This window comes from Klebsiella sp. MISC125, from assembly GCF_051131775.1.
In the GTDB taxonomy this organism is placed as follows: Bacteria; Pseudomonadota; Gammaproteobacteria; order Enterobacterales; family Enterobacteriaceae; genus Klebsiella.
This window is the reverse complement of the sequence record NZ_CP180448.1, coordinates 5,648,578-5,661,660: the sequence shown is the minus strand read 5'-3', so window position 1 is coordinate 5,661,660 and position 13,083 is coordinate 5,648,578. Positions and strand designations below refer to the sequence as shown.

Annotated in this window: 14 protein-coding genes; 9 read left to right on the top strand and 5 right to left on the bottom strand. The window is 53.1% G+C overall.

The window, feature by feature from the left end; genetic code table 11:
• The first annotated feature begins 38 nt into the window (after positions 1-38).
• The 4 genes from nsrR to ACMYSL_RS26465 all read left to right on the top strand — a co-directional run bounded on the left by nsrR (position 39) and on the right by ACMYSL_RS26465 (position 5,518).
• Positions 39-464, top strand: a complete 426-nt coding sequence (nsrR, locus tag ACMYSL_RS26480; RefSeq protein WP_110274468.1) for a nitric oxide-sensing transcriptional repressor NsrR — start codon at positions 39-41, stop codon at positions 462-464.
• 37 nt (positions 465-501) lie between these two features.
• Positions 502-2,949 carry a ribonuclease R gene (rnr, locus tag ACMYSL_RS26475; protein WP_434660502.1) on the top strand — a complete coding sequence of 816 codons (2,448 nt, stop codon included), beginning with the start codon at positions 502-504 and terminating at the stop codon, positions 2,947-2,949.
• A gap of 89 nt (positions 2,950-3,038) precedes the next feature.
• The gene (rlmB, locus tag ACMYSL_RS26470; RefSeq protein WP_304255345.1) at positions 3,039-3,770 is read left to right on the top strand and encodes a 23S rRNA (guanosine(2251)-2'-O)-methyltransferase RlmB; all 732 of its coding nucleotides are present in this window, start codon (positions 3,039-3,041) and stop codon (positions 3,768-3,770) included.
• A gap of 125 nt (positions 3,771-3,895) precedes the next feature.
• The gene (locus ACMYSL_RS26465) at positions 3,896-5,518 is read left to right on the top strand and encodes an isovaleryl-CoA dehydrogenase (protein ID WP_434660501.1); all 1,623 of its coding nucleotides are present in this window, start codon (positions 3,896-3,898) and stop codon (positions 5,516-5,518) included.
• Here ACMYSL_RS26465 and ACMYSL_RS26460 read toward each other — a convergent pair.
• The 3 genes from ACMYSL_RS26460 to bsmA form a co-directional block, all read right to left on the bottom strand.
• The gene (locus ACMYSL_RS26460) at positions 5,515-6,240 is read right to left on the bottom strand and encodes a glycoside hydrolase family 25 protein (protein ID WP_434660500.1); all 726 of its coding nucleotides are present in this window, start codon (positions 6,238-6,240) and stop codon (positions 5,515-5,517) included. The two genes, ACMYSL_RS26465 and ACMYSL_RS26460, sit on opposite strands and share 4 nt — an antisense overlap.
• Before the next feature lie 45 nt (positions 6,241-6,285).
• Positions 6,286-6,561: a DUF1471 family protease activator YjfN gene (gene yjfN / locus ACMYSL_RS26455; RefSeq protein WP_181421806.1), complete on the bottom strand. Its 276-nt coding sequence runs from the start codon at positions 6,559-6,561 to the stop codon at positions 6,286-6,288.
• A gap of 137 nt (positions 6,562-6,698) precedes the next feature.
• Positions 6,699-7,007 carry a biofilm peroxide resistance protein BsmA gene (gene bsmA, locus ACMYSL_RS26450; protein ID WP_220022289.1) on the bottom strand — a complete coding sequence of 103 codons (309 nt, stop codon included), beginning with the start codon at positions 7,005-7,007 and terminating at the stop codon, positions 6,699-6,701.
• 197 nt (positions 7,008-7,204) lie between these two features.
• On the opposite strand from bsmA, the gene yjfP reads away from it, so the two are divergent.
• The gene (gene yjfP, locus ACMYSL_RS26445) at positions 7,205-7,921 is read left to right on the top strand and encodes an esterase (protein ID WP_434660499.1); all 717 of its coding nucleotides are present in this window, start codon (positions 7,205-7,207) and stop codon (positions 7,919-7,921) included.
• On the opposite strand, the gene ulaR is transcribed toward yjfP, so the two are convergent.
• A complete protein-coding gene (gene ulaR, locus ACMYSL_RS26440; protein WP_142514473.1) occupies positions 7,918-8,673 on the bottom strand; it encodes an HTH-type transcriptional regulator UlaR in 756 nt (251 codons plus the stop codon). The genes yjfP and ulaR overlap by 4 nt on opposite strands.
• Positions 8,674-8,791: 118 nt before the next feature.
• On the bottom strand, positions 8,792-9,856 hold the full coding sequence (gene ulaG / locus ACMYSL_RS26435; protein WP_182235735.1) for an L-ascorbate 6-phosphate lactonase: 1,065 nt from the start codon (positions 9,854-9,856) through the stop codon (positions 8,792-8,794).
• A 365-nt stretch (positions 9,857-10,221) separates the two neighbouring features.
• On the opposite strand from ulaG, the gene ulaA reads away from it, so the two are divergent.
• The 4 genes from ulaA to ulaD are packed head-to-tail and all read left to right on the top strand — an operon-like array spanning position 10,222 to position 13,080.
• On the top strand, positions 10,222-11,622 hold the full coding sequence (gene ulaA, locus ACMYSL_RS26430) for a PTS ascorbate transporter subunit IIC (protein WP_434660498.1): 1,401 nt from the start codon (positions 10,222-10,224) through the stop codon (positions 11,620-11,622).
• A 12-nt stretch (positions 11,623-11,634) separates the two neighbouring features.
• Entirely contained in the window at positions 11,635-11,940 is a 306-nt protein-coding gene (ulaB, locus tag ACMYSL_RS26425; RefSeq protein WP_045439008.1) for a PTS ascorbate transporter subunit IIB, read from the top strand.
• Positions 11,941-11,949: 9 nt separating this feature from the next.
• On the top strand, positions 11,950-12,417 hold the full coding sequence (gene ulaC, locus ACMYSL_RS26420) for a PTS ascorbate transporter subunit IIA (RefSeq protein WP_110274457.1): 468 nt from the start codon (positions 11,950-11,952) through the stop codon (positions 12,415-12,417).
• A 12-nt stretch (positions 12,418-12,429) separates the two neighbouring features.
• Positions 12,430-13,080, top strand: a complete 651-nt coding sequence (ulaD, locus tag ACMYSL_RS26415; RefSeq protein WP_110274456.1) for a 3-keto-L-gulonate-6-phosphate decarboxylase UlaD — start codon at positions 12,430-12,432, stop codon at positions 13,078-13,080.
• Positions 13,081-13,083 lie beyond the last annotated feature (3 nt).

Genomic DNA, 13,083 nt, shown 5'->3' with positions numbered 1-13,083 from the left:
ATCGACATACCCTGTTTTTCTTTTCCCTGAGGTTGATTGTGCAGTTAACGAGTTTCACTGATTACGGATTACGTGCGCTGATATATATGGCGTCGTTGCCGGATGGAAGGATGACCAGTATCTCCGAAGTCACGGAGGTTTACGGTGTCTCTCGTAATCATATGGTAAAAATAATCAATCAGTTAAGTCGTGTCGGCTACGTCACGGCAGTACGGGGAAAGAACGGCGGAATTCGCCTTGGCAAACCGGCAAACACGATTCGAGTCGGCGATGTTGTCCGCGATTTGGAGCCGTTATCGTTGGTCAATTGCAGCAGCGAATTTTGCCATATTACGCCCGCCTGCCGCCTGAAGCAGGCGCTTGCAGAAGCCACACAAAGTTTTCTTAAGGAACTAGATAACTACACGTTGGCCGATTTGGTTGAAAAGAATCAACCACTTTATAAATTATTACTGGTGGAGTGACGTAAACTTCACTGGAGATGACAACGGAGGAACCGACATGTCACAAGATCCTTTCCTGGACCGCGAAACTGAAAAGTACGCCAATCCAATCCCAAGCCGGGAATTCATCCTCGATCATTTAGCAAAACGCGAAAAACCGGCCAGCCGTGATGAGCTGGCAATAGAGCTGAATATCGAAGGCGAAGAACAACAAGAAGCATTGCGCCGTCGACTGCGCGCAATGGAACGTGATGGTCAACTGGTCTTCACTCGTCGCCAGTGCTATGCGCTGCCTGAGCGTCTCGATCTGCTGAAAGGCATCGTTATCGGTCATCGCGATGGCTATGGCTTCCTGCGCGTCGAAGGCCGTAAAGATGATCTTTATTTATCATCTGAACAGATGAAAACCTGTATTCATGGCGATCAGGTGCTGGCACAGCCTCTGGGTGCGGACCGTAAAGGCCGCCGGGAGGCTCGTATCGTTCGTGTCCTGGTACCAAAAACCGGGCAGATCGTCGGCCGCTACTTTACCGAGGCGGGTGTGGGCTTTGTTGTTCCCGATGACAGCCGCCTAAGCTTCGACATCCTGATTCCGCCGGAAGCAGTGATGGGTGCGCGCATGGGGTTTGTGGTCGTGGTTGAGCTCACCCAGCGCCCGACCCGCCGCACCAAAGCGGTGGGTAAAATCGTCGAAGTGCTGGGCGATAACATGGGAACCGGAATGGCGGTCGATATGGCCCTGCGTACCCATGAAATCCCCCATGTCTGGCCGCCGGAGGTGGAAAAACAGGTTTCAAGTCTGAAAGAACAGGTGCCGGAAGAGGCGAAGGCTGGACGTGTTGATTTACGTAATCTGCCGCTGGTCACCATTGATGGCGAAGATGCTCGCGACTTTGATGACGCCGTATACTGTGAGAAGAAACGCGGCGGCGGCTGGCGTCTGTGGGTGGCCATTGCCGATGTGAGCTACTACGTGCGTCCCGGCACGCCGCTGGATGGTGAAGCACGCAGCCGTGGTACCTCGGTCTACTTCCCATCTCAGGTCGTCCCGATGCTGCCGGAAGTGCTTTCCAACGGTCTGTGCTCGCTGAATCCTCAGGTCGACAGGCTCTGTATGGTTTGCGAGATGACGATTTCATCAAAAGGCCGTCTGACCGGCTTCAAATTCTACGAAGCGGTGATGAGTTCCCATGCTCGTCTGACCTACACCAAAGTCTGGCATATGCTGCAGGGCGATCAGGACCTGCGTGAGCAGTATGCGCCGCTGGTTAAGCATATTGAAGAGCTCCATAACCTCTACAAAGTGCTGGATGTTGCTCGTGAAGAGCGCGGCGGCATCTCATTTGAGAGTGAAGAAGCTAAATTCATCTTCAATGCTGAACGCCGCATTGAGCGCATCGAGCAAACTCAGCGTAACGACGCACATAAGCTGATTGAAGAGTGCATGATTCTGGCGAACATTTCCGCTGCGCGCTTTGTGGAGAAAGCTGAAGAACCGGCGCTGTTCCGTATTCACGATAAGCCGAGCACGGAGGCGATCACCGCATTCCGTTCAGTTCTTGCTGAGCTTGGACTTGAACTGCCTGGCGGTAATAAGCCGGAGCCGCGTGATTATGCCGAACTGCTGACGTCGATCGCCGATCGACCAGATGCAGAAATGCTGCAAACCATGCTGCTGCGGTCGATGAAACAGGCGGTGTACGACCCGGAAAATCGCGGTCACTTTGGCCTTGCGCTGCAATCTTACGCTCACTTCACTTCGCCGATTCGTCGTTATCCGGATCTCTCTCTGCATCGCGCTATCAAGTATCTGCTGGCGAAAGAGCAGGGGCATAAAGGCAATAGCACTGAGACCGGTGGCTGGCACTACAGCATGGAAGAGATGCTGCAACTGGGAGCTCACTGTTCGATGACGGAGCGCCGTGCTGACGAAGCTACCCGCGATGTGTCGGACTGGTTGAAGTGTGATTTCATGTTGGATCAGGTGGGTAACGTCTTCAAAGGCGTGATCGCCAGCGTGACCGGTTTTGGTTTCTTCGTGCGTCTGGATGAGCTGTTTATTGATGGTCTGGTGCACGTCTCTTCGCTCGATAATGACTACTATCGTTTCGACCAGGTGGGTCAGCGGCTGATCGGCGAGTCCGGCGGCCAAACCTACCGTCTGGGCGATCGCGTAGAAGTGCGCGTTGAAGCAGTCAACATGGACGAGCGCAAGATTGATTTCTCGCTTATCTCCAGCGAGCGCGCTCCGCGCAACGTGGGTAAAACCGAGCGAGAGAAGGCGAAAAAGGGTTCCGCTGGCAAATCCTCCGGGCGTCGCCGTCAGGCAGGAAAGCAAGTGAACTTTGAGCCAGATAGCGCATTCCGCAAAGAGAAAGGCAAATCTCAACCGAAGGCTGCTCAGCCAAAAGGCGAGAAAAAAGCGAAGAAACCGTCGGTGAAAACCCAAAAGATCGCTGCGGCGACCAAAGCCAAGCGCGCGGCGAAAAAGAAAATCGCTGAGTGATTGGATTCCCTTCATCCTGATTCCGTCTAATGTAGCGGAGAACGTCTGGGTGAAGGGAACGGCTAACAGAACCTAAAACGAGTACATAAATGAGTGAAATGATTTACGGCATCCACGCGGTGCAGGCACTGCTGGAACGCGCTCCTGAGCGTTTTCAGGAAGTCTTTATTCTGAAAGGCCGTGAGGATAAGCGCTTGCTGCCGCTGATCCATGCCCTGGAGGCTCAGGGAGTGGTGATTCAGGTTGCCAACCGCCAGTATCTTGATGAGAAAAGCGAAGGTGCTGTTCATCAGGGGATTATTGCTCGCGTGAAGCCTGGGCGCCAGTATCAGGAGAACGATCTGCCGGATCTGATCGCTTCTCTCGATCAACCGTTCCTTTTGATCCTCGACGGTGTGACCGATCCACATAACCTCGGCGCCTGCTTACGTAGTGCCGATGCCGCTGGCGTGCACGCGGTGATTGTGCCGAGAGATCGCTCCGCGCAGCTCAATGCGACGGCGAAAAAAGTCGCCTGCGGGGCGGCAGAAAACGTTCCGCTTATCCGCGTGACTAACCTCGCGCGTACCATGCGACTGCTGCAGGAAGAGAACGTCTGGATCGTGGGTACCGCTGGCGAAGCCGACCACACTCTGTTCCAGAGCAAGATGACCGGTCCGATGGCGCTGGTGATGGGCGCGGAAGGCGAAGGTATGCGCCGTCTGACCCGCGAACACTGCGATGAGTTAATCAGTATTCCGATGGCCGGCAGCGTTTCGTCGCTGAACGTGTCTGTCGCGACCGGGATTTGTCTGTTTGAAGCGGTGCGCCAGCGCAGTTAAGCGCCGTAGCCATAAGCTAAATACCAGAACCATCCTTCGGGATGGTTTTTTGTGACTCCTTTCGCGAGCGGGTTTGCCCAGCGTGACCATACTTAATGGCAACGCCATTGAAGGAGGGAAACACAATGCACTGGCAAACTCACACCGTATTCAATCAGCCCACCCCACTTTGTAACAGCAACTTATTCCTGTCAGATACCGCTTTGCGTGAAGCGGTGGTGCGCGAAGGCGCTGGCTGGGACGGTGACCTGCTGGCGAGTATCGGTCAGCAGCTGGGAACCGCAGAATCTTTGGAGCTTGGTCGTCTGGCAAACAGCAATCCGCCGGAGCTTTTGCGTTACGACGCAACAGGCTCACGCCTTGATGATGTGCGCTTCCATCCCGCATGGCATCTGCTGATGCAGGGGTTGTGTGCTAACCAGGTCCATAATCTTGCCTGGCAGAAAGAGGCTCGTGATGGTTCCTTCGTTGCCCGCGCTGCTCGCTTTATCCTGCATGCGCAGGTGGAAGCAGGAACCCTATGCCCCATCACCATGACCTTCGCCGCCACTCCGCTATTGCAGCGTTCGCTGCCGACACTATTTAGCGACTGGTTATCGCCATTATTGAGCGATCGTTACGATCCGCATCTTGTGCCGGGTAACCAGAAACGCGGGCTGCTTATTGGGATGGGAATGACCGAAAAGCAGGGTGGGTCTGATGTATTGAGCAATGCCACCCGGGCAGAAAAAACGGCCGGAGGCTTTTATCATCTGGTTGGGCACAAATGGTTTTTCTCAGTACCGCAAAGCGATGCCCATCTGATATTAGCTCAGGCACCCGCGGGTCTTTCCTGTTTTTTTGTCCCGCGTCTGTTACCTGACGGACAACGTAACGGTATTCGTCTGGAAAGACTGAAAGACAAATTAGGTAACCGTGCGAATGCCAGTAGCGAAGTCGAGTTTTTTGATGCCTGCGGTTGGCTGGTTGGGGAAGAGGGGGATGGCGTCCGGCAAATCCTCAAAATGGGCGGTATGACCCGCTTCGATTGCGCGTTGGGCAGTCACGCGTTGATGCGCCGGGCCTATTCAGTGGCGCTGTACCATGCGCTGCAACGTCAGGCATTTGGAAAAAATCTGGTCGACCAGCCAATGATGCGCCAGGTTCTGGGGCAAATGGCATTGCGGCTTGAGGGGCAAACCGCCTTTTTGTTCCGCCTCGCGCGCGCGTGGGATAAGCGTGATGATGTGCAGGAAGCGCTATGGGCAAGGTTGTTCACTCCTGCAGCGAAGTTTGCTATCTGCAAATCCGGGATTCCGTTTGTCGCGGAGGCGATGGAGGTCTTGGGTGGTGCTGGTTACTGTGAAGAGAGTGAACTACCGCGCTTATATCGCGAAATGCCGGTCAATAGCATCTGGGAAGGCTCTGGCAATATCATGTGTCTGGACGTGATACGCGTTCTGACGAAGCAACCGGCGGCGCTGGAACTTCTGGCGGCGGAATGTGCGGAAGTGAAAGGGCAAAATCGTCATTTCGATCGCTCATGGCGGCAATTGCAACAGTGGTTACGGCGACCAGCGGAAGGGCAGGCCAGGGAGATAACCCAACTGGTCTATATGTTAGGCGTGGGCGCGCAGGTATTGCGCTATGCTTCACCACCGACGGCTGAAGCCTGGTGTCGTATGATGCTCGACGCGCGCGGCGGCTTGTTGCTTAGCGAGCCGATGCTAAGCGAAGTATTGAGCCGGGCGACCGGCGGTGCCTTCTAGGGATGGAGCAGGGCGGTAAATTGCTCGTCGCTGCCCTGAAACACATTCAAATCCACAAAGGCGTCTATTCCAGCAAGGCGACCACGATTAGCGAACTGCCAGAAGACCCATTGGCGCGAACTTTCCAGCCTGGGCTGGCGCCAGATATCACGGATCCACAACGGATTATCGTTAAATTCATTCTGTAGGTGGTCGTCATAAAATTCGCGGGTGGCATAAAGAATGACTTTTTGCTGATAAACCGTCTCCAGCATGGCGGTCATGGCCCGCACTTCAGCAACGATTTGTTGGTGGCTCTGAGGCATACAGTTACCTCCGTATTCCAGATCCAGCACCGGCGGCAGCGCGTGAGGGCTGACGGGCACAGTGGCGATAAAGTTGCCCGCCTGCGCAATACCGGATTTACAAAAAGTAAAAAAATGGTAGGCGCCGGTGATGATTCCCTGCTTCCGGGCATTACGCCAGTTGGCATCAAAAGCGCTATCTTTAAAGCTCTCGCCTTCCGTTGCTTTGATAAAGGCGAATTGAATGTTTTGTTGTTTGAGCTGCGCCCAGTCAATGGATTGCTGGTGGTGGGAAACATCAATTCCCTGGATTGGGAACGTTTGACGAGAAGGGTAATTAAAGCGGAGCCAGCCTTCATAGAAGGCAATTCTGGTCAGTCCGGCGAATAGCGCTAACGCCAGCAGCAACCAAATGATCTTTCGTCCCTGGGTAAACATGACTTCCTGCCATGAGAAATGAAACACGAACGCATGCTAGCACATTCAGGCATAAAGAATGGCCTGCACCCGCCAGTTATCCGGCTGTTGCTCTTCATACATCTGGACGATGCGATACCAGGATGCACCTTGCTCATCGGCCTGTACGGCGATGGCATGCTCAACATCCTGCTGGCTACCGGAGATGTTGTTAACGCAAATCAGGCCAATTTCATTGAGGCCCGTTACGCAATCCGCACTGGCAAATTCCGCTGACTGCGCGGAGGTATTGGCCGTTGCCGAGGTCAGCATTAGGCTGGGTAGGGTAAAAGATCGTTTCATCGTCAGCTCCATTTTACGTAGTCCTGAGGGCAGTCCGTTGCTAACGTCCTGCCAGGTTACAGCTGGCCGAACGTTATTATGCACAGGAAAACGTGAATGGGCGCAAAGCAGTGTAAAGCTCGTTTAAAGATTAACCGCTATTTACGGTAGAGAATCGCTTGCGAATACCACTGGCCGGGAACCATCGTGTCATCAATCATGATGATGACGTAGTAATCTGCTTTCGCTTTCTCTGCTTTGACCTTTAACGCAGCTTCTACATCCATCGGTGAGCCGTACATTAATACGCTCACCGTGCCCATCTTTTGTAGACCCGTCGTCTGGTTACGCTGGATCTCTTGCGGATGGTCGGTTGCGGGCGGTGGTGCTTCTGGCGTTCCTTGTAAGGCACTACAGCCAGTCAAGACGATAGCCAGTAACCATGGTGTAAACCTACGCATAACCATATCTCGTTTCCTGATAGTCATAGTGTAGTGGTAGCCTGAATGTCATTTCCGGGGAATGTTCCCAAATTGTTATCTCGGACGCGATTTTCGAATGAAAATATTCTGAAAGCGTAACCGGGTTCTCAACATTATGAATCATGCGCGAACGAGTTTCGTGCTCAATAACACAACATCACTATAGAGAAAGGAGACGATAAATGATTGCACTAGAAATGCGTAGCCTTGCGGGCGGGGAGATTCTGCATGCATATCCACAGAACGCGGCCAATAAACCGTTGCCGTGTATCGTCTTTTATCATGGTTTCACTTCTTCTAAGCTGGTCTACAGCTATTTTGCTGTCGCGTTAGCAGAAGCCGGGTTTCGGGTGATAATGCCAGATGCTGCAGAACACGGTGCGCGCTATGTCGGCGATGAACAAGGCAGGATGCAGCGGTTTTGGCCGATCCTGATGCAGAATTTTGTTGAATTCCCGGCGCTGCGGGAGGCGATTCGCGAACAGGGATGGCTTGCTGACGATAGACTGGCGGTTGCCGGAGCATCAATGGGCGGAATGACGGCGCTGGGCATTATGACCCATCACCCGGAGTTGAAAAGCGTGGCCTGCCTGATGGGGTCTGGCTATTTCAGTTCGCTTTCGCAGAACCTATTCCGGTCGCCCGATTTTTGCGTAAAACAACTGGTCGAGTGGGATGTTAGCGAGCAGCTAGATACACTTGCCAGCCGACCGCTGTTGCTTTGGCACGGTGACGAAGATGATGTCGTACCACCGGGAGAAACGTTCCGCCTTCAGCGCTCATTGCAGCAAAACGACCTGGCCGACAATTTGACTTGTATCTGGCAGAAAGGCGTCCGTCACCGCATTACGCCTGAGGCATTAGCGGCGACGGTGGCGTTCTTTCAGCGTCATCTTTAAACGCGAATCACCTGAACGCCCTGATCTTCAAGCTGCTTGAGGATCGCTTCATCCGCCTGCCTGCCGGTAATCACCAGGTCGATTTGTGCAGCCTGGCTGAATAACATTCCGGCACGCTCGCCAACTTTGCTGCTATCGACCAGCACCGCGAGTTTACCGACGACGTTAAGCATTTTTTGCTCCGCCATTGCCGTCAGCATATCGGTTTTGTAGAGCCCTTCGGCGGTCAGCCCTTTGCCGCTGGTAAACATCCAGTGCCCGGCATACAGGCTATTATCGCTACCTTGTGGGCTCAGAGTGATGGAGTGGCTGCGGTTATACTGCCCGCCCATAATGATAACGCTGTCATGTTCTTGATCGATCAGATAGTTGGCCAGAGGCAGGTAGTTAGTGATGATTTGTACCGGCTTTCCGCACAGTTCCTGGCCCAGCAGGAATGCGGTAGAGCCGCAGTTGATAACGATGCTTTCGCCTGGGTTAACCAACTGCGAAGCCGCGCGCGCAATGCGCACTTTCTCATCGTGGTTTTGCGCCTGGTGAATATTCATAGGTGACCAGCGCGGGCGCTGCTCACTGATAGCCTCCGCACCGTTGCGAACTTTTTTCAGCTTGCCGCTTTCGTCGAGTTTATTGATATCGCGTCGTGCCGTCGCTGGCGAAATTCCTAGCCGGGAAATCACCTGCTCCACGGTGACAAATCCCGTTTGTGCCAGCAAATCCAGTAAAATTTGATGTCTTTGCGCTTCCGTCATGAGCAAATCCGATTAAAAGTGATAAGCAAAGATGATATTTGAAATCAGGTGAAAATACTAATGCCGACGGGGATAATTTCCGGCGGGCGGTCAACGATTACCGCTCGCCGGAGAAGTGTTACAGGAAGGACTTAAACGGTAGGTCCGGTTCCATGGTGAAGCAGTCGTCGAATCCGCGTGGATAGTGGTACTCGAAATTATCCTTATCCAGCGGCCAGGTGAATTTCCCGCCAACCTGCCAGATGAAAGGCTTGAAGCCGTATTTCAGACGATCTTTCTTCATGTCCCACAAGACGCGGATTTCCTGCGGGTCAGCCTGGAAGTTTGACCAGATATCGTGATGGAACGGGATGACGACTTTGGTGTTCAGCGACTCAGCCATGCGCAGGATATCAGCGCTGGTCATTTTGTCGGTAATACCGCGCGGGTTCTCGCCGTAGGAACCCAGTGCGACGTCAATTTGATGTTCGTTTCCGTGCTTAGCGTAGTAGTTGGAATAGTGTGAATCGCCGCTGTGATACAGGTTGCCGCCCGGCGTTTTGAACAGGTAGTTCACCGCACGCTGATCCATTCCATCCGGCAGTACGCCCGCCGCTTTTTGATCCGCTGGCAGGGTAATCAGTGCGGTACGGTCAAAGGCGTCGAGCGCGTGGATTTCAACGTCCTTCACTTTTACCACATCGCCCGGTTTCATCACGATGCAGCGCTCTTTCGGCACGCCCCAGCCGATCCACAGATCAACACAAGTTTGCGGGCCGATAAATGGTACGTTATCGGCGCAATTCTGCATCACCGCGGCGGCAACGTTAACGTCGATATGATCGTTGTGATCGTGCGTAGACAGAACGGCGTCAATCTGGCGAATAGCGAACGGATCGAGTACGAACGGGGTGGTGCGCAGATTTGGCTGGAGTTTTTTGACGCCTGCCATGCGCTGCATCTGATGGCCTGTTTTCATCAGCGGATTGCCATGGCTTTGTTTGCCCGTACCGCACCAGAAATCGACACAGATATTGGCCCCGCCTTCTGATTTCAGCCAGATGCCCGTACAACCCAACCACCACATGGCAAAGGTACCAGGTGCAACCTGCTCTTGTTCAATTTCTTCATTCAGCCAGCTACCCCACTCAGGGAAGGTGTTCAGGATCCATGATTCGCGGGTGATGGTTTGTACTTTACTCATTGCGCTTTCCCTCACATATTGTCAAAAGTAATCACATTGTGATTTGTTTTGAAGAATGCTGCCATCGTTTGTTCAGGAATGCAATCCTGAATTTTACGCTTTGCAGGGATGGAAAAGGGCTCCCCAGGTGATGCCTGGCTTTCTTTATTGACTCTGTTGTTTATTATTATGTTGATTTTAATGGGTTAATTTTTGGTTTTGATAAATGAGAATTAATTCGTGTACAGATTGAATAATTATTTGCGGCGTGCGTCACATTTAATCAAATATAATCTTGTTGTGATTATTTTTGATTATTAGAGTGATCGCAACAACAAACCCTGGACGTAATGTACGTTCAGAGCTTTCACCTTCTGGAGCGTGTTATGGAGATTCTCTACAACATCTTTACCGTTTTCTTTAACCAGGTCATGACCAATGCCCCGCTGCTGCTGGGTATCGTGACGTGTCTGGGCTACATCCTGTTGCGTAAAAGCGCCAGCGTTATTGTCAAAGGAACGATTAAAACCATTATCGGTTTTATGTTATTGCAGGCGGGTTCCGGCATTTTGACCAGCACCTTCAAGCCGGTCGTCGCGAAGATGTCTGAGGTTTACGGCATCAACGGGGCGATTTCCGATACCTACGCTTCCATGATGGCAACCATTGAGCGTATGGGCGATGCCTATAGTTGGGTCGGCTATGCGGTATTGTTAGCGCTGGCGCTGAATATCTGTTACGTCCTGCTGCGGCGCATTACCGGTATTCGCACCATCATGCTGACCGGACACATCATGTTTCAGCAGGCCGGGCTGATTGCGGTTTCGTTCTATATCTTTGGTTATTCGATGTGGACCACCATTATTTGCACGGCGGTCCTGGTCTCCCTGTATTGGGGCATCACCTCCAACATGATGTACAAACCGACCCAGGAAGTGACCGACGGTTGCGGCTTCTCGATTGGCCACCAGCAGCAGTTCGCTTCGTGGATTGCCTATAAAGTCGCGCCATATCTGGGGAAAAAAGAAGAGAGCGTTGAGGATCTTAAGCTGCCGGGCTGGCTGAACATCTTCCACGACAATATCGTTTCCACGGCCATTGTAATGACGGTTTTCTTCGGCGCGATCCTGCTCTCCTTCGGCATTGACACGGTGCAGGCGATGGCGGGTAAAACCCACTGGACGGTCTATATCCTGCAAACCGGCTTCTCTTTCGCGGTGGCAATTTTCATCATCACTCAGGGCGTGCGCATGTTTGTCGCCGAGCTCTCTGAGGCCTTCAACGGTATATCTCAGCGTCTGATCCCTGGCGCCGTACTGGCTATCGACTGCGCGGCGATTTATAGCTTTGCGCCGAACGCCGTGGTCTGGGGATTTATGTGGGGCACCATCGGTCAACTGATCGCTGTCGGTATTCTGGTGGGCATCGGTTCTTCCATTCTGATCATTCCTGGCTTTATCCCGATGTTCTTCTCTAACGCCACCATTGGCGTGTTTGCTAACCACTTTGGCGGCTGGCGCGCGGCGCTCAAGATTTGCCTGGTGATGGGCATGATAGAGATCTTCGGCTGCGTTTGGGCTGTGAAGCTGACGGGCATGAGCGCCTGGATGGGCATGGCGGACTGGTCCATCCTGGCGCCACCGATGATGCAAGGCTTCGCCTCCGTCGGCATCGCATTTATGGCCGTTATTATTCTGATTTCACTGGCTTATATGTTCTTCGCAGGACGCACGCTGCGTGCTGAAGAAGATGCGGAAAAACAACTGGCAGATGCTTCTGCTCAATAAGGAGTTTTGACTATGACCGTACGTATCCTGGCTGTATGTGGCAACGGGCAAGGCAGTTCCATGATCATGAAAATGAAAGTGGACCAGTTTTTGACCCAGTCAAATATTGATCACACGGTGAATAGCTGCGCGGTGGGTGAATACAAAAGCGAATTAAGCGGAGCAGACATCATCATTGCCTCCACCCATATCGCCGGTGAGATCACCGTCTCCGGCAACAAATATGTGGTTGGCGTACGCAACATGCTATCGCCTGCTGACTTTGGTCCGAAGCTGCTGGAAGTGATCAAAGAACATTTCCCGCAGGACGTGAAGTAAGGACGCACCATGAAATTACGAGATTCACTGGCGGAAAATAACTCGATCCTCTTACAGGCCGACGCCAGCACCTGGCAGGAAGCGGTAAAACTGAGCGTTGATCTGTTGGTTAAGGCTGACGTGGTCGAGCCTCGTTACTATCAGGCCATTCTTGATGGAGTTGAACAATTTGGCCCGTACTTTGTGATTGCGCCGGGCCTGGCGATGCCGCACGGGCGCCCGGAAGAGGGCGTGAAGAAAACGGGTTTTGCACTGGTGACGCTGAAAACGCCGCTGGTCTTTAACCACGAAGATAACGACCCGGTCGATATCCTGATAACGATGGCGGCGGTCGATGCCAACACTCATCAGGAAGTGGGCATCATGCAGATCGTTAATCTGTTTGACGATGAAGCCAACTTCGACCGTTTACGCGCCTGCCGCACCGCGCAGGAAGTGCTGGATTTAATTGATAACGCCACCGCGGCGGCTGTTTAAAAGGAATATCAAATGTCATTACCTATGTTGCAGGTTGCGCTGGATAACCAATCAATGTCTTCTGCGTATGAAACGACGCGCCTGATTGCTGATGAAGTGGACATTATTGAAGTCGGCACCATTCTTTGCGTCGCCGAAGGCGTTCGCGCGGTTCGCGACCTGAAAGCGCTGTATCCGCATAAAATCGTGCTGGCGGATGCCAAAATCGCCGATGCGGGCAAAATTCTCTCCCGTATGTGTTTTGAAGCCAATGCTGACTGGGTGACCGTGATCTGCTGTGCGGATATCAACACCACCAAAGGCGCGCTGGACGTGGCGAAAGAGTTTAACGGCGATGTGCAGATCGAACTGACCGGATACTGGACCTGGGAACAGGCTCAGGAGTGGCGCGACGCGGGTATCGGGCAGGTCGTGTATCACCGCAGTCGCGATGCGCAGGCCGCAGGCGTGGCGTGGGGCGAGGCGGACATCAGCGCCATCAAGCGCCTGTCTGATATGGGCTTTAAGGTTACCGTCACCGGCGGCCTGGCGCTGGAAGATCTGCCGTTGTTCAAAGGCATTCCAATTCACGTCTTTATCGCTGGTCGTAGCATTCGTGATGCCGCTTCGCCGGTTGAAGCCGCGCGTCAGTTTAAACGCTCTATTGCCCAGCTTTGGGGCTAAGGA

Bases quoted from the DNA above. Each gene is read 5' to 3' on its own strand.
- ulaR (WP_142514473.1), bottom strand. From the start codon at position 8,673: ATGACGGAAGCGCAAAGACATCAAATTTTACTGGATTTGCTGGCACAA.
- ulaB (WP_045439008.1), top strand. From the start codon at position 11,635: ATGACCGTACGTATCCTGGCTGTATGTGGCAACGGGCAAGGCAGTTCC.
- ulaG (WP_182235735.1), bottom strand. From the start codon at position 9,856: ATGAGTAAAGTACAAACCATCACCCGCGAATCATGGATCCTGAACACC.
- rnr (WP_434660502.1), top strand. From the start codon at position 502: ATGTCACAAGATCCTTTCCTGGACCGCGAAACTGAAAAGTACGCCAAT.
- yjfP (WP_434660499.1), top strand. From the start codon at position 7,205: ATGATTGCACTAGAAATGCGTAGCCTTGCGGGCGGGGAGATTCTGCAT.
- yjfN (WP_181421806.1), bottom strand. From the start codon at position 6,561: ATGAAACGATCTTTTACCCTACCCAGCCTAATGCTGACCTCGGCAACG.
- ulaD (WP_110274456.1), top strand. From the start codon at position 12,430: ATGTCATTACCTATGTTGCAGGTTGCGCTGGATAACCAATCAATGTCT.
- ACMYSL_RS26465 (WP_434660501.1), top strand. From the start codon at position 3,896: ATGCACTGGCAAACTCACACCGTATTCAATCAGCCCACCCCACTTTGT.
- bsmA (WP_220022289.1), bottom strand. From the start codon at position 7,007: ATGGTTATGCGTAGGTTTACACCATGGTTACTGGCTATCGTCTTGACT.
- ulaA (WP_434660498.1), top strand. From the start codon at position 10,222: ATGGAGATTCTCTACAACATCTTTACCGTTTTCTTTAACCAGGTCATG.
- ulaC (WP_110274457.1), top strand. From the start codon at position 11,950: ATGAAATTACGAGATTCACTGGCGGAAAATAACTCGATCCTCTTACAG.
- ACMYSL_RS26460 (WP_434660500.1), bottom strand. From the start codon at position 6,240: ATGTTTACCCAGGGACGAAAGATCATTTGGTTGCTGCTGGCGTTAGCG.
- rlmB (WP_304255345.1), top strand. From the start codon at position 3,039: ATGAGTGAAATGATTTACGGCATCCACGCGGTGCAGGCACTGCTGGAA.